Origin of the sequence: Brevundimonas sp. LjRoot202, from assembly GCF_964253355.1 — a bacterium.
In the GTDB taxonomy this organism is placed as follows: domain Bacteria; phylum Pseudomonadota; class Alphaproteobacteria; order Caulobacterales; family Caulobacteraceae; genus Brevundimonas.
Genome location: NZ_CAXUQW020000002.1, coordinates 493,280 through 513,967, shown reverse-complemented (window position 1 = coordinate 513,967; position 20,688 = coordinate 493,280). Strand labels below are relative to the sequence as shown.

Below are 20,688 nucleotides of genomic sequence, written 5' to 3'. Positions count from 1 at the left end.
GGGAGTTCTATGCGTGTTTCCACCGACGCCTCGGCGTGGGCCGAACGGCTGGGCGAGGCGCTGCGTCAGCGCCGGATCGGCAAGCTGCAAGCGCTGGCCGCCGAATTGGGGGTGGACGAGAGCGCCATCAGCCGTTGGCGTCGCGGGCCGGCCATCTCGATCACCAACGCCATCAGGCTGAGCCAGACGCTGGACGTGTCGCTGGACTGGCTCTTCACCGGCCGTGGCCATATCGACGCGCACCGGGAAGCGGCTCCCGCCGTTGAACGCCTGGCGCGAGAGCTTTTCCCCGGACTGCCGCACGGCCGCGCCCTGATCGCCGCCCAGGCCCTGCTCGACCTGACCCAGGCGGTCGATCCTCGCGCCTGATGCGCGTCGCGCAAACGACTCGCTGTCCGGTTGCGCATCACGCAATCGGTTGCGCTCGCAGAGATCGAAATAAGGGCCAAAAGTTCTCTCGCTGGTTGCGTCCCGTGACCAGCGCCGGACCGATCCGGCCCGGCGAGCTGTTTGGAGGAAGAAACCATGGCGACCTCATACGAGATCGACATCGCGCTATCGTCGGCCACCCTCACCACCCTGAAGACCCAGGGCTTCAGCCTGTATGCATTCAAGGCGGTCCAGAGCACCGTCCAGGGCGGCGCGCCCCTGGTCTGGTTCAAGACCAACAACTTCCTGCCGTCGACCCAGGTGGTCTGGCAGGAACAGTACCAGGCCTACATTTCCAACAGTCAGGTCATCTCCGGCGGCGCGGTCAACGCGCAGAACTCGATCGACATGAACCTGGGCGACACCGCCGACGTCGACCAGTACGGCAACCTCACGTCGACCAGCGGCGGCACGGACTCGGCGATCTCGGTGCTGAACCAGGGTCCGCAGCCGTGGACGACCGGCATCTCGCAGATGACCAACGGCGTGGCCAATCCGATGTGCGCCATTCCGCTGAACGGCAACATGATGGACGTGGTGGCCCCGATCGAGCGAGTGCTGCTGACCTTCGCGACCAACACGGTCGACACCGGCACCGTCCAGTACAAATGCTTCTCGTCCGGCGCGCTGGTCGATCTGACCGCCGCCCAGACCCGGGCGGTGTCCTTCGACATCAACCAGGGCTGGTCGTGGGGCACCGGGACCTGGGCCCGATCGATCCTGCCGAACGCCAGTCTCGTTCCGTTGCTGATCACCAGCAACGCCAGCGCGTAGGGGAAGCGATATGGAAACCCGAATTGGCGCAGGCGCCACCTACGTCTTTCCCGCCGGAGCCCTGGATGAGCAGGTCCGGCTGGAAAACCGGCACAACGTCGCCGGCCAGGTCACCTACCGGATCGCCGCCCAGCCGGCGGTGAACATCCAGATCCAGCCCAACCAGGAGAATACGATCAACCAGATACGGGCACAGTCGCTCACCATCACCAACGGCCTGCCCAACAGCCTCTACGCGGTCTACTAGTCCGCGAAGTCGATACAATCTAGACTTGAAGGGCCGGCGCCCCCCATCCCCGCCGGCCCTCTTTTTTGGGACCGGTCCCTCATGCAACGCACCCTGACGATCAGTCTGTCGAGCGCTACGGTGCAGGCGCTCTCCGCCGGGAACCTCGCGCTCTACGGCTTCACCGCGGTCAGCTACGGCCCCGTCCTCAAGGCCGACGCCGGCTACGGAGGCGGTTACCCCCTGGTCTGGTTCCGGGCGCCCCACTGCCTCCAGAACACGGTCGTGACCCTGTCCGACCCGGCCGTCGCTTTCATCTCGGTCACGCCCCTGTCCGAGAACGCCATCGTGGCCATGTCCGCCTCGGCCCCGGCCGCCGTCGGCCAGACCGTCCAGGTCGCCGCCACGGGCCTCCTGACGACCGAGACAGGCGGCCAGCCGGGGACGATTTCCCTGGTCAACCAGGGGTCCACGCCCTGGACCTGCGGCCTTGGGGCCGACGCGGGATCCGGGCTCGCACCGATCTGCGCCTTTCCGCTCCACGGCAACAGCATGGACATGATCGGGCCGACAGCGAAGGTGCTGGTGATGTTCACCCTCGACAAGATCCCCGTCGGCTCGGCGGTGAGCACCGCCTACGCCGAGGGACTGCTCATCGACTTCCAGACGGAGACGGCCCGGGCGGTCGGCTTCGATATCGATCAGGGCTGGAGCTGGGGCAACCGGACCTGGGCGAGCGTGGTCGCGCCCCAGACGGACCTCGGCGCCCTGCTGATCACCCGGTGAGGCCTATTCCTCCCGCCCGCCATCCGGCCCTTCGACTTCGAACCCCCGCGCCTCCAACCCGCCCAACACAATGATCTCGCGATTACCTGCCATCCTTAATATTAAAGTCGAAATGGCGGTCTTGATAAGAACACCAGCATGACAACTCTGTAATGCTGTCCGAGATTTAATCCACCTTGCCGTCTTGTAACTGGAGCCGGCGGCGTCGGGACGCCACACCTTCGTCACACGACGAGGGGAACCCTGCAATGACCAAGACCATCCTGTTGGCCACGACCGCCATCCTGCTCACCGGAGGCGTGGCCGCGGCCCAGACCGCCTCGGATGGCCCCGAGCCGCAGGTGGCGCAGGCCCCGGTCCCCACCGGGCCGACCAGCCAGGACCCGCAGACCGACGCCGCCCAGCAGGGCGTGCTGGTCTTCACGCCCGACTTCTTCGCCGACCAGCGCCCGAACACAGCGCTGGACATGGTCTCCCGGGTGCCCGGCTTCTCGATCAGCGACGGCTCCGGCAACCGCGGCTTCGAGGGCGCGGTCGGCAACATCCTGATCAACAACGCCCGCCCCGCCTCCAAGAACGACACCGGCTCCAACGTCCTGTCGCGCACCGCCGCCAGCCAGGTCGAGCGCATCGAGCTGATCCGCGGCGGCGCCCCGGGCATCGACATGCAGGGCTATTCGGTGGTGGTGAACGTGATCCTGAAGACGGAGAACACCCGCCAGTCGATCCTCACCGGCACCGGCTATTTCTTCGAAGACGGTCGGGACCAGTTCAACGGCTCGTACCAGTTCACCGCCCGCGAGGGCGAGCGTACCTGGGGCGTCACCCTGAGCGACGGCCTCTCGATGAGCGACGCCAACGGCGTGGGGCCCGTAGTCCGCACCGACGCCAACGGGAACGTCACCCGCCGCGAGGATTACTTCAACGACTCCTGGGGCGGCGGCCAGTCGGTGCGCGGCAACTACGCGGCCCCGCTGCTGGGCGGCAAGATCGACCTGACCGCCCGCTACGGCGTCAACGATTTCGAGGCCGTCAACCTGCAGACCGCCCCCGATGTCCGGCGCGAAAGCCTCTATGCCGAGGACGGCGACGGTGGCGAGGTGGGCGCGGTCTACACCCGGCCGCTGGGCGCCCGGCTGAATCTGGAAACCCGCCTGATCCATGAATGGAACGCGTTCGACTCGGTCTCCACATCGAACACCCGGCTGGGCGGCGTCGACGATCCCGAACAGGCCTTCACCGCCACGGGCGAGGCCTCCGAATCCATCCTGCGCGGCCTGGTGCGCTTCGAGAAATCGGCCGCCCTGACCTTCGAGGGCGGCGGCGAGGTGGCCTACAACATGCTGGAGGTCGACCAGGCCTTCACCGTCGGCGGCACGCCGGTTCCCCTGCCCTCGGCCTCGGTCAAGGTCGAGGAAACCCGGGGCGAACTGTTCGGCAAGGGAACGTGGCGCGTCCGGTCCGACCTGACCCTCGAGGGCGGCCTGCGGCTGGAGAGTTCGACCATCAGCCAGTCCGGCGACGCCGACCAGGAGAAGAGCTTCTTCTTCGCCAAGCCGCGCTTCCTCGCGACCTGGACGCCGATGGCCAATAATCAGGTGCGCGTGCGTTTCGAGCGCGAGGTCGGCCAGCTCGACTTCGGCGACTTCGCGGCCTCGGCCGATCTCGACGACGAGAACGTGTTCGGCGGCAACGTCGATCTCGAACCCGAGCAGCGCTGGATCAGCGAACTGATCTACGAGCGCCGCTTCTGGGGCGACGGCATCGTCAGCGTCGGCCTGCGCCACGACGAGATCACCGACGCCATCGACGTGATCCCGCTGGACCAGGGCCTGTCCGCCGTCGGCAACATCGGCGACGCCACCCTCGATCAGCTGAACCTGACCGTGGCCGTCCCGACCGACAAGCTGGGCGTCTCGGGCGGCATGTTCCGCTTCCGCAACACCTGGAACCACACCGAGGTCACCGACCCGACCACCGGCGAGATCCGGCCGATCTCGAACGTCCGCGCCAGCCAGGCGGTGATCTCGTTCGAGCAGGACATCACCAGCTGGAAGCTGCAGTGGGGCGCGGCCTACATCCCGCTGCTGACCGGCCAGTGGAGCTACGACCCGGACCAGACCTCGGGATGGCGCGGCCACGACTATCTCGAGGCCTGGGCGGAGTACAAACCCACCGATACGCTCTCGATCCGGGCCCAGATCAACCTCTGGAACGACTTCGACGTCGAGCGGACCGTCTACGCCGATCGCACGCCGGCGCGGCCGGTGGCCTTCGTCGAGCACCGCTTCATCGATCCGCGAACCTTCGTTCAGATCCGCGTCCGCAAGACCTTCTAGGGTTCAGTCGGCGCGGTGGACGACGACGCCGTCGACCACCGTCAGCACGGCATGGCCCTTGGGAATATCGGCCACGGGCGCGGTCATCAGGTCGACCGAGAAGGCGGTGAAGTCGGCCCGCTTGCCGACCTCGATGGTGCCCAGCTCGTCCTCGCGGAAGCTGGCGTAGGCCGGCCACAGGGTGAACATCTTCAGGGCCGTCTGGCGGTCCACCGCCTCGTGCGGCCGCCAGTCGGGGCCCTGGAAGCCCTGCAGGTCGCGGCGGGCGACGGCGGCGTAGAACTCGATCAGGGGCGCGCCGCGCTCGACCGGCGCGTCCGAGCCGCCGACGACGATGACGCCGAGGTCGACCAGGCTGTGCCAGGCGTAGGCCCCGTCCAGCCGGGCGTCGCCGAGCCGGGCGGGCGCGAAATGCAGGTCGCCGATGGCGTGGCTGGGCTGCATCGAGGCGATGATCGGCAGGTCGACGAACCAGTGATAGTCCGAGGGCCGCAGGATCTGGGCGTGCTCGATGCGCCAGCGCACGTCGGCGCCGTTCGGGCGATCGGCGGGGGCCACGCCGGCGAGCGCCTGCTGGTACCACTCCGCCACCGAGGCGTTGCCGCGGTCGCCGATGGCGTGGGTGGCGATCTGGATGCCGCCCCGCAGCGCCGCCTGGTACAGGGGCACGATCTCCTGCTCGCCGATCTGCATCAGGCCGGCGGTGTCGGGCCGGTCGGCGTAGGGCTCGAACAGGGCCGCGCCGCGCGAACCGAGGGCCCCGTCGGCGTAGTATTTGATCGCCCGGGTGATGATCCGGCCGTCGGCGACGCTGCGCGGCCCGCCGGCGATCAGTTCGGCGGCGCCGTCGGGGGTGACGCTGTTGTAGATGCGCAGGGGTGCCTCGCCGGCCTCGGCCATCTGTTCCAGCAGCGGGATGTCGCGCCACGGCGCGCTCATGAAGTGGACGCCGGTCCAGCCGTATTCGGCCTCGACGCGGAAACCGGCCCGATAGGCCTCGCGCAGGGCGGCGGGGTCGGCCTGGGGGGCGAGACCGGAAACCAGCTGTTCGGCGGCGTCGACCAGCAGGCCGGTGGGCCGGCCGGCCTCGTCCTTGAGGATTTCGCCGCCCGAGGGCGCGGCGGTGTCGGCGGTGATCCCGGCGGCGGCGAGGGCGGCGCTGGAGGCGACCACGGCGTGGCCGTCGGCGCGGCTGAGCAGCACCACGCGCCCGGGCGCGGCGGCGTCGAGGTCGGCGGCGGTCAGGAAGCGGGCCTCGGGCCAGTGGGTCTCGATCCAGCCCCGCCCGATGATCGGGCCGTCGGGATGGGCTTCGGCCCAAGCGGTCAGGCGGGCCATGGCCTCGGCGACGGAGGCCGAGCCCTCGAGATTCAGGGTCAGCTCGCGCCAGCCGATCCCGTCGAGGTGGGCGTGACCGTCGGTGAAGCCGGGGAACAGGGCCGCGCCCTTCAGGTCGATCTCGGTCAGGCCACTCAAATCTGACGGCAGGGCCCAGTGCGTGCCCACAAAGGCGACGCGGCCGTCTCTGACCACCACAAACTCGGCAGGCCCGTTCGATGCTTCTGCCGGAGCGCCGGTATAGATCGGGCCTCCGTAGATCAGCAGATCCTGCGCCTGCGAAGTCGTGGCCGCCCCGGCGAGGAGCAGGGCGAGAAGGAGGGTGCGGCGCATCTGACGGTTCCTGAGTCTGGCGGAAACCGGACTCGCCTTATGAAGAGGCCTGCGTCAAGTTCGGCGAGACACAGGAGCCGCCGATGATCCTTTCCGCCCTGCTCGCCCTGGCCGCCGCCGACCCGACGCTGGAGGAGGCCCAGACCTGCCGCGCGCACATGGAGTTGTTCATCGAGGACGTGGCCCGCGAGAGCGAGCATGTCGCCGGGCCGACCTGGTTCATCCGCGACTGGTGGACGCGAAAGGCGATCGAGGCGGGTTCGCCGGAAGACGACGACGCGATCGTCGACGGCCTGAAGCGGGACCTGACGGCCCTGAGGGCGGAACATTCCGACCGGTTCGACGCTGGACGGCGGGGCTGTGTCGACACCGCCATTGAGGCGGGCGCGGTTCCCGGAATGGGCCCTGAATGAAACTGTTCACCATCGGCTATGAGGGCGAGACGCAGCCCGCCGTCATCGACCGGCTCAAGGCCGCCGGGGTCGAGGTCGTGGCCGATGTGCGGGCGGTGGCGGCGTCGCGGCGGGCGGGTTTCTCCAAGACCGTGTTGAGGAACAGCCTCGGGGAGGCCGGCATCGACTACGTCCATCTGCGGGCGCTGGGCACGCCGAAGGCGGGGCGGGACGCGGCGCACAAGGGTCATGTCGCGGAAATGCACGCCATCTACGCCGAGCATATGGAGGAGCCGGCGTCGGAACTGGCCTTCCAGGAGCTGCGCGAGGTGGTGGCGAAGCGGCCGACGGCCCTGCTCTGCTACGAGGCCGACGCGGCCGGCTGCCACCGCACCATCCTGTCGCGCCGGCTGGCGGACGAGGATGGGTTCGAGGTGGTGAACCTCTAGACCTCGCGGATGGCGAAGCTGACCTGGCCGAGGACCGCCACCAGAGCGATCAGGGCAAACAGCCACGAGGACGGAAACCGCCAAGGGCGGATGCCGCCTTTGAGCGCCACCCACACCGTCAGCGGCGACAGGATCGCCGCCAGGATCGACAGCAGCATTGCGATATCGAAGGCGTCGGGACGGAAGGCCGCCCAGCCATAGCCGGCGGCCATAACCAGCAGCAGAGCCGTGACCATGTGCCAAGTTAGGTAATTCAGCCAGCGGCTGGCCGGGGGGAAGTCGGGCGCGGCCAAGAGGGGTCGGGCGGCGAACCGGCCGCCGACGAAGGTGTGGACCCCGAAGGTGATCAGGGACAGGACCGCCGCCGCCGCGAAGCCGGGATTCAACGTCCCCTGCGCCAGGATGACGGTGGGCCCCGGCTCTATCATGCCGCCGCCTTCTGCTTGCCCGCGAAGTCGCCGTAGAAGGTGCGGCCCTGGGCGGCCATGTCGCGCAGCAGCTGGGGCGGCGAGAAGCGGTCGCCGTATTGGGCGGCGTATTTGTCCGCCTGCTCGACGAAGGCCTTCAGCCCGGTCTGGTCGATCATGGTGATCGGGCCGCCGGTCCAGGGCGCGAAGCCCCAGGCCAGGATGGCGCCGACGTCGGCCTCGCGCGGGTCGTCGATGACGCCCTCTTCCCAGCAGCGGGCGACCTCGACCGCCTGGCGGTAGAGCAGGCGCTGCTTCTGGTCTTCGATCATCTCGGGCGTGGAGTCGTTGATCCTGACCGGGGCGAGCTCGGACAGGCCCGACCACAGCTTTTTCGGCTTGGTTTCGTAGTCGTAGAAGCCCTTGCCGTTCTTGCGGCCGTAACGGCCGAGGTCCTCGACCATGGTCTGGACGATCTTCCAGCCCGGCAGCGGCTGGTAGGCGTCGCCGAGGTCTTCCTTCGTCTGCTTGGCGATCTTGACCGACAGGTCCAGCGCGACGTCGTCGTGCATTTCCAGCGGACCGCGCGGCATGCCGGTCATGCGGCCGATGTTGTCGATCATGGCGGGGGCGTAGCCCTCCTCCAGCATGGCCAGGCCCTCGGCGACATAGGTGCCGAAGCAGCGCGAGGTGTAGAAGCCGCGGCCGTCGTTGACGACGATCGGGGTCTTCCTGATCTTCATCACATAGTCGAGCGACTTCGCGATGGCGTCCTCGCCGGTCTTTTCGCCGAGGATGATCTCGACCAGCATCATCTTGTCGACCGGCGAGAAGAAGTGGATGCCGATGAAGTCCTCGGGCCGCACGCTGGCCTCCGCCAGGCCGGTGATCGGCAGGGTCGAGGTGTTGGAGCCGAACACGGCGCCGGGGGCCAGTTGGGCCTCCGCCCGCTTCGTCACATCGGCCTTGATCTCGCGGTTCTCGAACACCGCCTCGATGACCAGGTCCGAGCCCTTGATCAGGTCGTAGTCGGTGGTGGCGGTGACGGAGGCGAGCAGGGCGTCGAACTTCTCCTTCGTGAGCTGGCCGCGCGACAGGCGCTTCTTGAGCAGTTCCTCGACGTGGGCCTTGCCCTTGTCGGCGGCCTCCTGATCGCGGTCGATCAGGATGGTCTCGATGCCGGCCATGGCCTGCACATAGGCGATGCCCGCGCCCATCATGCCGGCGCCGATGACCGTGACTTTCTTCGGATCGGATTTCGGCACGCCGGCCGGGCGGACGGCGCCCTTGTCGAGCTCCTGCTTGGACAGGAACAGGCTGCGGATCATGCCCTGGGCCTGCGGCGTCATCAGGGTCTTGATGAAGTAGCGGGTCTCGATGCGCAGGGCGGCGTCCATGGGGACCTGCACGCCCTCGTAGACCGCCTTCATCAGGTTCAGGACGGCCGGGTAGTTGCCGTAGGACTGCTTGCGCAGCATGGCGTTGCCGACGAGGAAATTCTGGATGCCGGCCGGGTGGTAGGGACCGCCGCCGGGCAGTTTGAAGGACTTGTCGTCCCACGGCTGGACGGCCTTGCCGCCGCCCTTGATCCACGCCTTCGCGGCCTCGACCTCGGCGCCCTTGGCCACGACCTCGTGGACGATGCCCGCGCCCTTGGCGTCGTTGGGGCGGAAGGACTTGCCCTCGCTCATCGCCATCATCGCCGCCTGCACGCCGATCAGGCGCGTCAGCCGCTGGGTGCCGCCGCCGCCGGGGAACAGGCCGACCTTGATCTCGGGCAGGCCGAGCTGGATCTTCGGATCGTCGCCGACCACCCGGTAGTGGCAGGCCAGGGTCAGTTCGAGGCCGCCGCCGAGGGCGAGGCCGTTGATCGCCGCCGCCACCGGCTTGCCGCAGGTCTCCAGCGCGCGCAGGGCGCCGTTCAGCCGCCAGCCGGCGTCATAGGCCGCCTGCAGGTCGGCGCCGCCCAGCATGCCCGAGGCCATGTCGCCGAGGTCGGCGCCGGCGCAGAAGCCGCTGGCCTTGCCCGAGGTCAGGACCGCGCCCTTGATGGCGTCGTCGGTCTTCACCCGTTCGACCCATTGCGGGATCTCGGCCATCACGCCCGAGGTCAGGGTGTTCATCGACCGTCCCGGGACGTCGAAGGTGATCAGGGCGATGCCGTCGGCATCGACGTCGATCTTGAAGTTTTCCATGGCTGTCGAGCTCCCGATCAGACGCGTTCGATGACGGTGGCGGTGCCCATGCCGCCGCCGATGCACAGGGTGATCAGGGCGGTCGACTTGCCGGAGCGCTCCAGCTCGTCGAGCACCACGCCGGTGATCATGGCCCCGGTGGCGCCCAGCGGGTGGCCCATGGCGATGGCGCCGCCGCAGACGTTGATCTTGTCATGCGGGATGTCGAGCGCCTGCATGTAGCGCAGCACCACGGCGGCGAAGGCCTCGTTGAGCTCCCACAGGTCGATGTCGGCGGTGGTCATGCCCAGCTTGCCGAGCAGCTTGTTGGTCACGAACTCGGGGCCGGTCAGCATGATCGAGGGCTCCGAGCCGATCGAGGCGGCGCCCTTGATGCGGGCGCGCGGCTTGAGGCCCGCGGCCTTGCCGGCCTCCAGCGAGCCGATCAGCACGCCGGCCGAGCCGTCGACGATGCCCGAGCTGTTGCCCGGGGTGTGGACGTGGTTGACCCGCTCGACCTCGGGATAGCGCTGGTTGATCACGGAATCGAAGGCAAGCTCACCCATCATGGCGAAGGACGGGTTCAGCGCGCCGAGGGTCTGCATGTCGGTGTTGGGGCGGATGGTCTCGTCACGGTCCAGCTGGACCAGGCCGAGCTGGTTCTTCACCGGCACCACCGATTTCGAGAACCGGCCCTCGGCCCAGCTGCGGGCGGAGCGCTTGTGGCTCTCGACGGAGTAGGCGTCGACGTCGTCGCGGGAGAAGCCCCACTTGGAGGCGATCATGTCGGCCGAGACGCCCTGGGGCACGAAATAGGTCGGGAAGGCGCTGGACGGATCGACCGGCCAGGCCCCGCCGTCGGAGCCCATGGGGACGCGGCTCATGGCCTCGACGCCGCCGCCGACGGCGAAGTCGGCCTCGCCGGACTTCACCTTGGCCGCGGCCATGTTCACGGCCTCGAGGCCCGAGGCGCAGAAGCGGTTGACCTGGACGCCGGCCGTGGTCTGGGCCCAGCCCGCCGACAGCACGGCGGTGCGGGCGATGTCGGCGCCGAGTTCGCCGATCGGGGTGACGCAGCCGAGGATGACGTCGTCGACCTTCGAGGTGTCGAGGTCGTTACGGTCCCGCAGCGCCTCCAGCACCTGGGTCGCCAGGCTGAGGCCCGTGATCTCGTGCAGGGAGCCGTCCTTCTTGCCCTTGCCGCGCGGGGTGCGGACCGCATCGTAGATATAGGCGTCGGCCATGGGTGCGTCTCCAATAAGGACGGATTCGAAGCGTGCCCGCCACAAACCCTACGTTTACGTCAACGTCAAGTATCTCGTCGACGGACGGTCATTCGGGCGCATGGCAGACGGCCTCGACGTTGAAGCCGTCCGGGCCGATGACGAAGGCGGCGTAGTAGGTCGGGCCGTAGTGTTCGCGCAGCCCGGGCCCGCCGTTGTCGCGTCCGCCGGCGGCCAGGGCGGCCGCGTGGAAGGCCTGGACCTGATCCCGCGTGCCCGCCCGAAAGGCGACGTGAGTGCCCTCGCCCGGGCGTTCCTCGTCGCCGGCGATCACGAAGGTCGGCCCCTCGTCGCCGCCGAACATCACCACCGTGCCGCCGTGCCCGGTCCGTTCGGGCGGGATCGTCGCCACGACCTTCATGCCCAACGGCGCGAGGGCCTTCTCATAGAAGGTCCGTGAACGGACGATGTCGGATACGGCGAGGCCGATGTGGTCGATCATGGTGCGGCTCCGGGACGGACATGCAGTCAACGCGAAACCCGCGAAAACGGCTCGTCGTGTCCGCGACCGGACAGCCGGAACCGCCGAACGCGCGAACGATTCTCAGCTAACTTCACCGTAGGAACGCCAGACTTGTCCGCGCCTTAAAGCCGCCAGAGCTATTCACTGACAGGAGACCACCATGGCCCAGACCTACGCACAGATGGACGCGATCGCGATGCTGAAGGCCGACCACCGCAAGGTGGAGGAGTTGTTCGAGAAATTCGAGCAGACCAACGGCAAGGCCACCAAGCAGAAACTGGCCGAGGAGATCTGTCTCGAGCTGAAGGTTCACACCGCGATCGAGGAGGAGATCTTCTACCCGGCCTGCCGCGGCAAGATCGAGGACGACCTCGTCGACGAGGCCTATGTCGAACACGACGCCGCCAAGCTGCTGATCAACGAGATCGAGGCGGGCGGCCCCGACGAGGAGTTTTACGACGCCAAGGTCAAGGTGCTGTCGGAGATGATCGAGCACCACGTCGAGGAGGAAGAGAAGCGCTCGGAGGGCATGTTCAGTCAGGCCCGGGCGGCCGGCCTGGACATGGACGCGCTGGCCGACCAGATGCGCGACCGCAAACGCACCGCCATGGAGGAGTTCCAGGCCGGCCGGCCCGCCGAGACCCGGACAATGACGGGCGACGACGTCGAAAGCGCAAGGATCGACCAACCCTCCAGCGAAGGCGTCGGCTCGCGCTGAGGCGGCCGATGTTCCGTCGATTTGCTTCAGGCCTCGCGGCGCTGGTCGTGACGGCCGGGGCGGCGGCGTGCGCCGCCTCGCCGCCGCCGTTCCTCACGCCCGCGTCGTCGCAGGCCCGGACGGTCCAGCCCGCCCCGCCGCCGCGCGAAACCGCGCCTTCGAACGAGATCGAGGCGCGCCTGCTGACCGCGCACAACGCCGAACGGGCCCGGGCCGGAACGCCGCCGCTGCGCTGGGCCGACTCTCTGGAAGTGGAAGCGCGGGCCTGGGCGCGTGAGCTGATCGCCACGAACCGTTTCGCCCATGATCCCGCCCTGCACGGCCACGGCGAGAACCTGTGGACCGGCTGGGGCGGGCGCGTCTGGACGCCCGAGGAGATGATCGGCGAATGGATCGCCGAGAAGACGAATTACCGCCACGGAGTGTTCCCGAACGTCAGCCGGACCGGACGATGGAGCGACGTTGGACACTACACCCAGCTGATCTGGCGCGACTCGACCCATGTCGGTTGCGCGATCGAGACGCGCGGGGACCGGTCGGTCCTGGCCTGCCGCTATGCGCCGCCCGGGAATATCGACGGGCGGATGGCGTATTGAGGAGGGGCACTAGGGAGTAGGGACCAGGGTCGTTGCAGAGCCTGAACTTCTGACTCTCTTCGCCACCTGATCCCAATCCCTAATCCCCAATCCCTTCTCACGCCCGAGCTCAGCTGACGTAACCCGCCTGCATCAGTTCGGCGATGTGGACGATGGCCATGGGCCGGTCGTCCTCGACCACCAGCAGGGTGGCGATCTTGTTCTGGGTCATCAGGTCGATGGCGTCGCTCATGCGCGCGTCCGGCCCGATGACCTTGGGGCGAGGGCTCATGACGGCGGCGGCGGTCAGGCCTCCGAGGTCGCCGCGCGAGAAGGCCCGGCGCACGTCGCCGTCGGTGACGATCCCCGCCAGGGTTTCGTCGGCGTTGAGCACGGCCGCCGCGCCCTTGCGGCCCTCGGTGATGGCCGACACCACTTCGGCGAAGGTGGCGGTCAGAGGGACGGTCGCCGGGGCCGGCGGACGATCGCCCATCCAGTCGCGCACGCTCTGCAGGCTCATGCCCAGCTTGCCGCCGGGGTGGTGCAGGCCGAAGGCCTCGGCGGTGAAGCCGCGCCGGTCCATCAGCACCATGGCCAAGGCGTCGCCCAGCGCCAGGGTCATCAGGGTCGAGGTCGTGGGGGCCAGGCCGTTGGGGCAGGCCTCGGCCACCTGCGGCATGGTCAGGCAGACGGCGGACGAGCGGCCGAGGAAACTGTTCGGCCGCTGGGTCAGGCCGATGACCGGAATGCCCTCGCGCTGGCAGAAGATCAGCGGATCGCGCAGTTCGCGGCTTTCGCCCGAGTTGGAGATGGCCAGCAGGGTGACGTCCTTGCGCAGCATGCCGAGGTCGCCGTGGCTCATCTCGGCCGGGTGCACGAAGAAGGAATTGGTGCCGGTCGAGGCCAGGGTGGCGGCGATCTTGCCGCCGATGTGGCCGGACTTGCCCATGCCGGTGACGACCAGATAGCCGGGCCGGGACAGGATGATCTCGCAGGCCCGGGCGAGGCTGTCGTCGAGGCCCGCCTCGAGCGCCTGCAGCGCCTCGATGTTGAGGCGGATGACCTCCCGGGCCCGGGCGGTCATCGCGGCGGGATCGGCGGACAGGACGGGTCTGGCGTCTTCGGTCATCCCCGCGATGTGGCGCATCGGGCGGCGATTCACAATCGCCCGGCGCCATGCGGAAGATTGCTGCAATGCGAGAAATTGCGCCTCCGGGGTCAACCTTTGCCGGAGGATCGCGTTAGAAGGAGCCATGCGGACCTCAAACCTGATCACCGACGGCGCGTCCGCGCCGGTCGACGTCGTTTCACATCTGCCGCCGCCGCCCCCGCAACTGCCGCGCCCCGCCGCCCTGTTTCTGGACATGGACGGCGTGCTGGCTCCGCTGGCCGAAACGCCCGACGCCGTGGTCCCCCGTCCGGAGCGAACGGCGGCTCTGCGGGCCGTGACGGCGCGGCTGGACGGCCGGGTGGCGATCATCAGCGGCCGGACGATCGCCGAGATCGACCGCATCGCCGAAGCCGCCACCGCCCCGGCGTCCGGCGTGCACGGGCTTGAACGCCGCCGGGCCGACGGCTTCCTGCACCGTGCCGAGGCCGCGCCCGCCGTCCGCGACGCGGTCGCCGCCTTCGAGGCCTTCGCCAGCACCCGGCCGGGGATCATCGTCGAGGACAAGACGGTGTCGGCCGGACTGCACTATCGGGGAGCCCCGGCCGAAGAGGCCCACGCGCTGGCGCTGGCCCGACGGCTGGCCGACGAGACCGGCCTGTCGATGCAGGCCGGCAACCTTGTGGTGGAGCTGAAGACGCCCGGGAGCAGCAAGGGCACGGCCCTGACCGCCTTCATGCAGGAGCCTCCGTTCGCCGGAGCCGTTCCGATCATGCTGGGCGACGACCTGACGGACGAGGACGGCTTCCGCGCGGCCGAGGCCCTGGGCGGCTTCGGCGTGCTGGTCGGCCCCGTCCGGGAGACCGCCGCCCGGTACGGCCTGCCCGACGTGGTGGCCGTCCTGGCCTGGCTGAACACCGTCGAGGAGCGTGCATGACCCCGAACCTGGACCTCGCCCCGATCGGCAACTGCTCGATCAGCGCCCTGATCGACCGCGAGGGCCGCTACGTCTGGGCCTGCGCGCCGCGGGTCGACGGCGATCCGGTCTTCTCGGCCCTGATGGACGGCGCCGACCCGGGCCACGGCTTCTGGGACATCCAGCTGGAGGGACAGAAGCACGTCTCGCAGGCCTATATCCGCAACACGCCGGTGCTGAGGACCGTGCTGACGGCGGAGGACGGGGCGTCGGTCGAGGTCATCGACTTCGCCCCGCGGCATCCCAAGCACAGCCGGACCTACCGCCCCCTCGCCTTCGCCCGGGTCGTGCGGCCGCTGCACGGCGCCCCGCGCATCCGGGTGCGGCTGCGGCCGTCGGCGGACTGGGGCGCGCGGCTGGCGGAACGGACCAGCGGCTCCAACCACATCCGCTATCTGTGCACCGACGTGATCTTCCGGCTGACCACCGACTGCCCGGTGTCGCACATCCTCAACGAGCGGGTGTTCCGGCTGGAGCGGCCGCACGCCTTCTTCTTCGGACCGGACGAGGGCTACGACCAGGACGTCGGACCGGGCGTGACCGCCGCGCTGGATCGCACCGTCGCCTACTGGCAGGACTGGGTGCGCACGCTGTACCTGCCGCTGGACTGGCAGGAGGCGGTGATGCGCGCCGCCATCACGCTGAAGCTCTGCGCCTATGAGGAAACGGGCGCCATCGTCGCGGCGCTGACCACCTCCGTGCCCGAGTTCCCCGAGAGCGGACGCAACTGGGACTACCGCTACTGCTGGATCCGCGACGCCTACTATGTGGTGCGGGCGCTGAACCGGCTGGGCGCGGTGGACATCCTCGAGAACTACCTCGCCTACCTGCGCAACCTCGTCGACAATTCCGCGGGCGGCCACGTCCAGCCGGTGTACGGCGTGGGGCTGGAGCCCGGGATCGGCGAGCGCATCGTCGAGAGCGTCGAAGGCTATCGCGGCATGAAGCCGGTGCGCATCGGCAACCAGGCGCACGAGCATCTGCAGCACGACGTCTACGGCCAGATCGTCCTGCCGCTGGTCCAGGCCTTCTACGACCTGCGGCTGCTGCGACCGGGCACGATCGACGACTTCTACGCGCTGGAGAAGGTCGGCGAGCGGGCCTTCGCCATGCACGACCAGCCCGACGCCGGCCTGTGGGAGTTCCGCACCATCGCCCGGGTGCACACCTATTCCTCGGTCATGTGCTGGGCGGCCTGCGACCGTCTGGCCAAGGCGGCGGATCATCTCGGTCTCCCGGACCGGGGCCGCATCTGGCGCGACCGGGCCACGATCATCCGGGACCGGATCGAGTCGGAGGCCTATCTGCCGGACGAGGGCCGGTTCGCCGCCAGCTTCGGCAACCGCGAGCTGGACGCGTCGCTGCTGCAGCTGACGGACCTCGGCTTCCTCGACGCGCTGGACCCGCGCCAGGTCAAGACCTTCGAGGCCATCGAGCGCGACCTGAAGAAGGGACCCTATCTGTTCCGATACGTCGAGGCCGACGATTTCGGCGAACCCGAGACGGCGTTCAACTTCTGCACCTTCTGGTTCATCGAGGCCCTGCACCAGAACGGCCGCATCGAGGAGGCGCGGGAAATCTTCGAGGAAATGCTGAGCCGGCGGACCCATGCCGGCCTGCTGTCCGAGGACATATCGCTGGGGGACAACCAACTATGGGGCAACTATCCGCAGACCTATTCGCTGGTCGGCATCATCAACTGCGCCGTCCTGCTGAGCCGCTCGTGGACGGACGCCCGATGACTCCGCTCACGAAATCGCGTTGCCTCCACGGTCCCGCTTCGGACGTTTTCACGCCATGAGCCGCCTCATCGTCGTCTCCAACCGCGTCTCCGCGCCCAAGGACCCGGCCGCCGGGTCGGCGGGCGGGCTGGCTATGGCCCTGTCGGCGGCGCTGCGGAAGTATGACGGCCTTTGGTTCGGCTGGTCCGGCGACACGGTCGAAACCTTCGTGCCTGAGGCCAAGGTCGAGGACCGGGCCGGGGTCACCGTCGCCCTTGTCGATCTGGAGGCCCAGGACGTCGAGGAATACTACAACGGCTACGCCAACAAGACGCTGTGGCCGCTGTTCCATCACCGGGTCGATCTGACCGCCTACGAACGATCCTACGGCGAGGGCTACGAGCGGACCAACGCCCGCTTCGCCGAGGTGCTGGCCCCACTGCTCCAGCCCGATGACCTGATCTGGATTCACGACTACCACATGATCCCGCTGGCCCGGGATCTGAGGCGGCTGGGCGTGAAGAACCGCATCGGCTTCTTCCTGCACACGCCGTGGCCGGCGCGGCAGTTGCTGGTCACCCTGCCGCATCACCGGCGGTTGGTGGAGTCGATGTTCGACTATGACCTGATCGGCTTCCAGACCCGGGAATGGCTGGATCTCTTCCGGGATTACGTCGCCTCCGAGCCGAGCGTGCACGGCCGGCTGCTGCCCAATGACGCGCTGGAGGCGTTCGGCAAGACGGTGCAGACCGGCGTCTTCCCCATCGGAATCGACGTCGAGGCCTTCCTGTCGGCGCGCAACTCGACGTTCGGCGCCCGCACCTATGACCGGATGGCCGCTTCGGCCGCGTTCCGCTCGATGATGGTCGGCGTCGACCGGCTGGACTATTCCAAGGGCCTGGAAGAGCGGCTGCTGGGCTTCGAGCAATTCCTCGCCGACAATCCGGACATGCGCGGCGAGGTCTTCCTGCTGCAGGTCACGCCGATCAGCCGCGACGATGTCGACACCTACCAGGACATCCGGGCCCGGCTCGACGCCCTGGCGGGGCGGATCAACGGCGAATACGCCGACATGGACTGGCAGCCGATCCGCTACCTGAACCGCACCTATCGCCGGGACCAGCTGGCCGGCATCTATCGCGCGGCGCGGGTCGGGCTGGTCACGCCGCTGCGCGACGGGATGAACCTGGTCGCCAAGGAATATGTGGCGGCCCAGAACCCGGAGGACCCCGGCGTGCTGGTGCTGTCGCGTTTCGCCGGGGCGGCCGAGCAGATGGGCGAGGCCCTGCTGGTCAATCCGTTCAGCCGCGAGGAGCTGTCCGACGCGATCAAGCGGGCGCTGACCATGCCGCTGAACGAACGCCGGCGGAAATGGGAGTGCCTGATGCAGGTGGTGCGGGACACCGATGTGGGCGCCTGGCGTAACGACTTCGTCGCCACGCTGAGGGCCGTGGTCAAGCCGGCGGACGGCGACGCCGATGACGCCGCCCACGCGGCCTGAGCGCTGGGCTCAGGCGACCTGCGCCAACACCGGCGGCGTGCCGTCCTTCGCCGTGGCCATGGCGTTGGCCGGTCGATCCAGCACCCGCGCCAGATAGTCGTCCAGCGCCGCGCTGGGCGGCGAGAACTCGCGCCCCCAGGCCAGGGCGCTGCCGACCATGACGTCGACGGCGGTGAACCGCTGGCCCATCAGGTAAGGCCCGCGCTCCAGCGCGTCGAACAGCCGGGCGATGACGGCGTCGTAGCGCGCCTGGGCCTTCGGATCGCTGGTCGTCGCGCCGCTGATCTTCGCCCAGAAGGCCGGCTCCATCTCGCCCGCCGTCCACGCCAGCCAGGTCAGGTAGGCCCCGCGCTCGGGCGATCCGACGGGCGCGCCCAGCCCGGCTTCCGGAAACAGGTCGGTCAGGTACAGCGCCACGGCGGCCGATTCCGTCACCAGCATGTCGTCGTGCAGCAGCGCGGGGACCTTGCCGTCCGGGTGGGGATTGCGCGGATCGCGGGCGCCGGTCCCATCCATACGGGGAATGTCGCAGTAGCAGATGTCGTAGGCCGCCCCGATCTCCTCGAGCAGCCAGACCAGCCGCGAGGACCGGGACCAGGGGGCGTGGAACAGCGTCAGCATGATCTCTCTCCATCTTTGGGCGCTATCGCTCGCGACGCGGTCGCTTGCTGCTTGAGCGCCAGCCGTGCGGCCCCTCGCCGCCGACCTCGGTTGACTACTGCCACCCTGCTGCCAGCATGCTGTCAGCAGCGGGGGCTCAGGGTGACGGAATGAGACGCGCCGACCGGCTATTCCAGATCATCCAGGTGCTGCGGCGCTCTTCGAAGCCGCTGACGGCCGACGCCATCGCGGCCGAGCTGGAGACCTCGAAGCGCACCATCTACCGCGACATCGCCACCCTGATGGGCCAGCGGGTGCCGATCCGGGGCGAGGCGGGCCTGGGCTATGTGCTGGACGGCGGCTTCGACATGCCGCCGCTGATGCTGACCTCGGACGAGATCGAGGCGGCGGTGCTGGGCGCGCAGTGGGTGGCGGGGCGGGCTGATCCCGCCCTGGCCCGGGCCGCCCGGGACCTCGTGGCCAAAATCGCCGCCACCGTACCCGAACGGCTGCGCCCCGTGGTGCTGGAGCCGGCCGTCGCCAGTCCGCCGTCGTGGAAGGTCAAGCCCGAAACGCTGGACATGCCGCGCGTGCGGGCCTGGATCCATTCCGGCCGCAAGCTGACCCTGCAGTACCGCGACGAGCAGGAGCGCGAGACCCGCCGGACGATCTGGCCGTTCCTGATCGGGTATCTGGACACGACGCGCCTGCTGGTCGGCTGGTGCGAGATGCGCGAGGACTTCCGGACCTTCCGCACCGACCGGGTGATCGATGCGGAGTTCCTCGAGGATCGTTATCCGGGCCGGCCGGCGGTGCTCCGGGCCCGCTGGCTGGCGGCCAAGGAGGCCGGGCGCCGGGCCGCTGGATGCGAGGGTCCGCCGGAGCGGCCTCAGTAGATTTCGAACAGTCCCGCCGCCCCCATGCCTCCGCCGACGCACATGGTGACGACGCCGTATTTCGCCCCGCGCCGCTTGCCCTCGATCAGGACGTGACCGGTCATCCGGGCGCCCGACATGCCGTAGGGGTGGCCGATGGAGATAGCCCCGCCCGAGACGTTGAGGCGGTCGTCGGGGATGCCGAGCCGGTCGCGGCAGTAGATCACCTGCACGGCGAAGGCCTCGTTCAGCTCCCAGATGCCGATGTCGTCGACGGTCAGGCCGTGGCGCTCGAGCAGCCGGGGCACGGCGAAGACGGGGCCGATGCCCATCTCGTCCGGCTCGCAGCCGGCCACGGCCATGCCGCGGTAGGCGCCCAGCGGGGCCAGCCCGCGGCGCTCCGCCTCTTTCGCGTCCATGATGACGCTGGCCGAGGCGCCGTCGGACAGCTGGGAGGCGTTGCCGGCGGTGATGAAGCGGCCCTGTTGGATCTCCTCGCCGCCGCCGAACACCGGCTTCAGCGCCGACAGGCCTTCCAGCGTGGTGTCGGGGCGGTTGCCCTCGTCCATCGACAGGGTGACCTCCTTCGGCGAGGTCTGGCCGGTCGCCTTGTCCGTGACCAGCATGGTGGTGGTCATCGGCGCGATCTCGGCGTCGAGATGGCCCGCGGCCTGCGCCGCGGCCGTGCGCTGCTGCGAGCGCAGGGCGTATTCGTCCTGGGCCTCGCGGCTGATGCCATAGCGGGCGGCGACGACCTCGGCGGTCTCCAGCATCGCCATATAGACATGCGGTTGAAGCTTCAGCAGCGCCTCGTCCTTCATGCGGTAGAGGTTCATGTGCTGGTTCTGGACCAGCGAAATGCTCTCCAGCCCGCCGCCCACCGCCACGACCTGACCGTCGTGGACGACCTGTTTCGCGGCCGTGGCGATGGCCATCAGGCCCGAGGCGCATTGCCGGTCCAGGCTCATGCCCGCCGTGGTGACCGGCAGGCCGGCGGCCAGCGCGGCCTGACGGCCGATGTTGGTGCCGGTCGAGCCCTGCTGAAGCGCGGCCCCCATGACCACGTCCTCGATTTCGGCCGGATCGACGCCCGAACGCGCCACCGCATGCCGGATGGCGTGGCCGCCCAGCTGCTGGGCCTGGGTGTCGTTGAAGGCGCCGCGATAGGCCCGGCCGATCGGGGTCCGGGCCGTCGATACGATCACCGCTTCACGCATAGGA

At 68.9% G+C, this 20,688-nt stretch carries 21 protein-coding genes; 13 read left to right on the top strand and 8 right to left on the bottom strand.

Features of this window, described 5'->3' with window-relative positions:
- The first annotated feature begins 9 nt into the window (after positions 1-9).
- The 5 genes from ACSQ1L_RS07480 (at position 10) to ACSQ1L_RS07460 (ending at position 4,554) form a co-directional block, all read left to right on the top strand.
- A complete protein-coding gene (locus ACSQ1L_RS07480; protein WP_435993510.1) occupies positions 10-369 on the top strand; it encodes a helix-turn-helix domain-containing protein in 360 nt (119 codons plus the stop codon).
- A gap of 156 nt (positions 370-525) precedes the next feature.
- Positions 526-1,203 (top strand): hypothetical protein, encoded by a 678-nt coding sequence (locus ACSQ1L_RS07475; protein WP_435993508.1) that lies wholly within the window; start codon positions 526-528, stop codon positions 1,201-1,203.
- 10 nt (positions 1,204-1,213) lie between these two features.
- The gene (locus ACSQ1L_RS07470; RefSeq protein ID WP_435993506.1) at positions 1,214-1,450 is read left to right on the top strand and encodes a hypothetical protein; all 237 of its coding nucleotides are present in this window, start codon (positions 1,214-1,216) and stop codon (positions 1,448-1,450) included.
- An 81-nt stretch (positions 1,451-1,531) separates the two neighbouring features.
- Complete coding sequence (locus tag ACSQ1L_RS07465; RefSeq protein ID WP_435993504.1) at positions 1,532-2,215, top strand: hypothetical protein; 684 nt, start codon at positions 1,532-1,534, stop codon at positions 2,213-2,215.
- A gap of 248 nt (positions 2,216-2,463) precedes the next feature.
- Positions 2,464-4,554, top strand: coding sequence for a TonB-dependent receptor plug domain-containing protein (locus tag ACSQ1L_RS07460; protein ID WP_435993502.1), 2,091 nt, complete (start codon positions 2,464-2,466; stop codon positions 4,552-4,554).
- Positions 4,555-4,557: 3 nt separating this feature from the next.
- Here ACSQ1L_RS07460 and ACSQ1L_RS07455 read toward each other — a convergent pair whose 3' ends face one another.
- Positions 4,558-6,225 (bottom strand): amidohydrolase, encoded by a 1,668-nt coding sequence (locus ACSQ1L_RS07455; RefSeq protein WP_435993501.1) that lies wholly within the window; start codon positions 6,223-6,225, stop codon positions 4,558-4,560.
- Between the two features lie 83 nt (positions 6,226-6,308).
- On the opposite strand from ACSQ1L_RS07455, the gene ACSQ1L_RS07450 reads away from it, so the two are divergent.
- Both ACSQ1L_RS07450 and ACSQ1L_RS07445 read left to right on the top strand, forming a co-directional pair.
- On the top strand, positions 6,309-6,638 hold the full coding sequence (locus ACSQ1L_RS07450; RefSeq protein WP_435993499.1) for a hypothetical protein: 330 nt from the start codon (positions 6,309-6,311) through the stop codon (positions 6,636-6,638).
- Complete coding sequence (locus ACSQ1L_RS07445; RefSeq protein ID WP_435993497.1) at positions 6,635-7,066, top strand: DUF488 domain-containing protein; 432 nt, start codon at positions 6,635-6,637, stop codon at positions 7,064-7,066. The genes ACSQ1L_RS07450 and ACSQ1L_RS07445 overlap by 4 nt, the downstream gene beginning before the upstream one ends.
- Here the strand turns inward: ACSQ1L_RS07445 and ACSQ1L_RS07440 are convergent.
- The 4 genes from ACSQ1L_RS07440 to ACSQ1L_RS07425 all read right to left on the bottom strand — a co-directional run bounded on the left by ACSQ1L_RS07440 (position 7,063) and on the right by ACSQ1L_RS07425 (position 11,372).
- A complete protein-coding gene (locus tag ACSQ1L_RS07440) occupies positions 7,063-7,494 on the bottom strand; it encodes a hypothetical protein (protein ID WP_435993495.1) in 432 nt (143 codons plus the stop codon). The genes ACSQ1L_RS07445 and ACSQ1L_RS07440 overlap by 4 nt on opposite strands.
- Positions 7,491-9,668 carry a 3-hydroxyacyl-CoA dehydrogenase NAD-binding domain-containing protein gene (locus ACSQ1L_RS07435; protein ID WP_435993493.1) on the bottom strand — a complete coding sequence of 726 codons (2,178 nt, stop codon included), beginning with the start codon at positions 9,666-9,668 and terminating at the stop codon, positions 7,491-7,493. The genes ACSQ1L_RS07440 and ACSQ1L_RS07435 overlap by 4 nt, the downstream gene beginning before the upstream one ends.
- Before the next feature lie 17 nt (positions 9,669-9,685).
- Complete coding sequence (locus ACSQ1L_RS07430; protein WP_435993491.1) at positions 9,686-10,891, bottom strand: acetyl-CoA C-acetyltransferase; 1,206 nt, start codon at positions 10,889-10,891, stop codon at positions 9,686-9,688.
- An 88-nt stretch (positions 10,892-10,979) separates the two neighbouring features.
- Entirely contained in the window at positions 10,980-11,372 is a 393-nt protein-coding gene (locus tag ACSQ1L_RS07425) for a VOC family protein (RefSeq protein WP_435993489.1), read from the bottom strand.
- 181 nt (positions 11,373-11,553) lie between these two features.
- On the opposite strand from ACSQ1L_RS07425, the gene ACSQ1L_RS07420 reads away from it, so the two are divergent.
- Together ACSQ1L_RS07420 and ACSQ1L_RS07415 are read left to right on the top strand one after the other, a co-directional pair.
- A complete protein-coding gene (locus ACSQ1L_RS07420; protein ID WP_435993487.1) occupies positions 11,554-12,111 on the top strand; it encodes a hemerythrin domain-containing protein in 558 nt (185 codons plus the stop codon).
- Positions 12,112-12,119: 8 nt separating this feature from the next.
- Positions 12,120-12,707 (top strand): CAP domain-containing protein, encoded by a 588-nt coding sequence (locus tag ACSQ1L_RS07415; protein WP_435993485.1) that lies wholly within the window; start codon positions 12,120-12,122, stop codon positions 12,705-12,707.
- A gap of 109 nt (positions 12,708-12,816) precedes the next feature.
- On the opposite strand, the gene ACSQ1L_RS07410 is transcribed toward ACSQ1L_RS07415, so the two are convergent.
- Positions 12,817-13,833: a KpsF/GutQ family sugar-phosphate isomerase gene (locus ACSQ1L_RS07410; protein WP_435993483.1), complete on the bottom strand. Its 1,017-nt coding sequence runs from the start codon at positions 13,831-13,833 to the stop codon at positions 12,817-12,819.
- 106 nt (positions 13,834-13,939) lie between these two features.
- On the opposite strand from ACSQ1L_RS07410, the gene otsB reads away from it, so the two are divergent.
- From otsB to ACSQ1L_RS07395, 3 genes are read left to right on the top strand one after another with little or no spacing between them, the layout of a single operon-like run.
- Complete coding sequence (otsB, locus tag ACSQ1L_RS07405; protein WP_435993481.1) at positions 13,940-14,731, top strand: trehalose-phosphatase; 792 nt, start codon at positions 13,940-13,942, stop codon at positions 14,729-14,731.
- A complete protein-coding gene (locus ACSQ1L_RS07400) occupies positions 14,728-16,512 on the top strand; it encodes a glycoside hydrolase family 15 protein (RefSeq protein WP_435993479.1) in 1,785 nt (594 codons plus the stop codon). The genes otsB and ACSQ1L_RS07400 overlap by 4 nt, the downstream gene beginning before the upstream one ends.
- A 55-nt stretch (positions 16,513-16,567) precedes the next feature.
- Positions 16,568-17,992 (top strand): alpha,alpha-trehalose-phosphate synthase (UDP-forming), encoded by a 1,425-nt coding sequence (locus tag ACSQ1L_RS07395; RefSeq protein WP_435993477.1) that lies wholly within the window; start codon positions 16,568-16,570, stop codon positions 17,990-17,992.
- Positions 17,993-18,001: 9 nt separating this feature from the next.
- Here ACSQ1L_RS07395 and ACSQ1L_RS07390 read toward each other — a convergent pair whose 3' ends face one another.
- On the bottom strand, positions 18,002-18,613 hold the full coding sequence (locus ACSQ1L_RS07390; protein WP_435993475.1) for a glutathione S-transferase family protein: 612 nt from the start codon (positions 18,611-18,613) through the stop codon (positions 18,002-18,004).
- Positions 18,614-18,762: 149 nt separating this feature from the next.
- Between ACSQ1L_RS07390 and ACSQ1L_RS07385 the strand changes: the two genes are divergently transcribed.
- Positions 18,763-19,488 carry a helix-turn-helix transcriptional regulator gene (locus ACSQ1L_RS07385; RefSeq protein ID WP_435993473.1) on the top strand — a complete coding sequence of 242 codons (726 nt, stop codon included), beginning with the start codon at positions 18,763-18,765 and terminating at the stop codon, positions 19,486-19,488.
- On the opposite strand, the gene ACSQ1L_RS07380 is transcribed toward ACSQ1L_RS07385, so the two are convergent.
- Complete coding sequence (locus ACSQ1L_RS07380) at positions 19,482-20,684, bottom strand: acetyl-CoA C-acyltransferase (RefSeq protein WP_435993471.1); 1,203 nt, start codon at positions 20,682-20,684, stop codon at positions 19,482-19,484. The two genes, ACSQ1L_RS07385 and ACSQ1L_RS07380, sit on opposite strands and share 7 nt — an antisense overlap.
- Positions 20,685-20,688 lie beyond the last annotated feature (4 nt).

Coding starts and splice junctions, on each gene's coding strand:
- ACSQ1L_RS07480 (WP_435993510.1), top strand. CDS start 10: ATGCGTGTTTCCACCGACGCCTCGGCGTGGGCCGAACGGCTGGGCGAG.
- ACSQ1L_RS07475 (WP_435993508.1), top strand. CDS start 526: ATGGCGACCTCATACGAGATCGACATCGCGCTATCGTCGGCCACCCTC.
- ACSQ1L_RS07470 (WP_435993506.1), top strand. CDS start 1,214: ATGGAAACCCGAATTGGCGCAGGCGCCACCTACGTCTTTCCCGCCGGA.
- ACSQ1L_RS07465 (WP_435993504.1), top strand. CDS start 1,532: ATGCAACGCACCCTGACGATCAGTCTGTCGAGCGCTACGGTGCAGGCG.
- ACSQ1L_RS07460 (WP_435993502.1), top strand. CDS start 2,464: ATGACCAAGACCATCCTGTTGGCCACGACCGCCATCCTGCTCACCGGA.
- ACSQ1L_RS07455 (WP_435993501.1), bottom strand. CDS start 6,225: ATGCGCCGCACCCTCCTTCTCGCCCTGCTCCTCGCCGGGGCGGCCACG.
- ACSQ1L_RS07450 (WP_435993499.1), top strand. CDS start 6,309: ATGATCCTTTCCGCCCTGCTCGCCCTGGCCGCCGCCGACCCGACGCTG.
- ACSQ1L_RS07445 (WP_435993497.1), top strand. CDS start 6,635: ATGAAACTGTTCACCATCGGCTATGAGGGCGAGACGCAGCCCGCCGTC.
- ACSQ1L_RS07440 (WP_435993495.1), bottom strand. CDS start 7,494: ATGATAGAGCCGGGGCCCACCGTCATCCTGGCGCAGGGGACGTTGAAT.
- ACSQ1L_RS07435 (WP_435993493.1), bottom strand. CDS start 9,668: ATGGAAAACTTCAAGATCGACGTCGATGCCGACGGCATCGCCCTGATC.
- ACSQ1L_RS07430 (WP_435993491.1), bottom strand. CDS start 10,891: ATGGCCGACGCCTATATCTACGATGCGGTCCGCACCCCGCGCGGCAAG.
- ACSQ1L_RS07425 (WP_435993489.1), bottom strand. CDS start 11,372: ATGATCGACCACATCGGCCTCGCCGTATCCGACATCGTCCGTTCACGG.
- ACSQ1L_RS07420 (WP_435993487.1), top strand. CDS start 11,554: ATGGCCCAGACCTACGCACAGATGGACGCGATCGCGATGCTGAAGGCC.
- ACSQ1L_RS07415 (WP_435993485.1), top strand. CDS start 12,120: ATGTTCCGTCGATTTGCTTCAGGCCTCGCGGCGCTGGTCGTGACGGCC.
- ACSQ1L_RS07410 (WP_435993483.1), bottom strand. CDS start 13,833: ATGCGCCACATCGCGGGGATGACCGAAGACGCCAGACCCGTCCTGTCC.
- otsB (WP_435993481.1), top strand. CDS start 13,940: ATGCGGACCTCAAACCTGATCACCGACGGCGCGTCCGCGCCGGTCGAC.
- ACSQ1L_RS07400 (WP_435993479.1), top strand. CDS start 14,728: ATGACCCCGAACCTGGACCTCGCCCCGATCGGCAACTGCTCGATCAGC.
- ACSQ1L_RS07395 (WP_435993477.1), top strand. CDS start 16,568: ATGAGCCGCCTCATCGTCGTCTCCAACCGCGTCTCCGCGCCCAAGGAC.
- ACSQ1L_RS07390 (WP_435993475.1), bottom strand. CDS start 18,613: ATGCTGACGCTGTTCCACGCCCCCTGGTCCCGGTCCTCGCGGCTGGTC.
- ACSQ1L_RS07385 (WP_435993473.1), top strand. CDS start 18,763: ATGAGACGCGCCGACCGGCTATTCCAGATCATCCAGGTGCTGCGGCGC.
- ACSQ1L_RS07380 (WP_435993471.1), bottom strand. CDS start 20,684: ATGCGTGAAGCGGTGATCGTATCGACGGCCCGGACCCCGATCGGCCGG.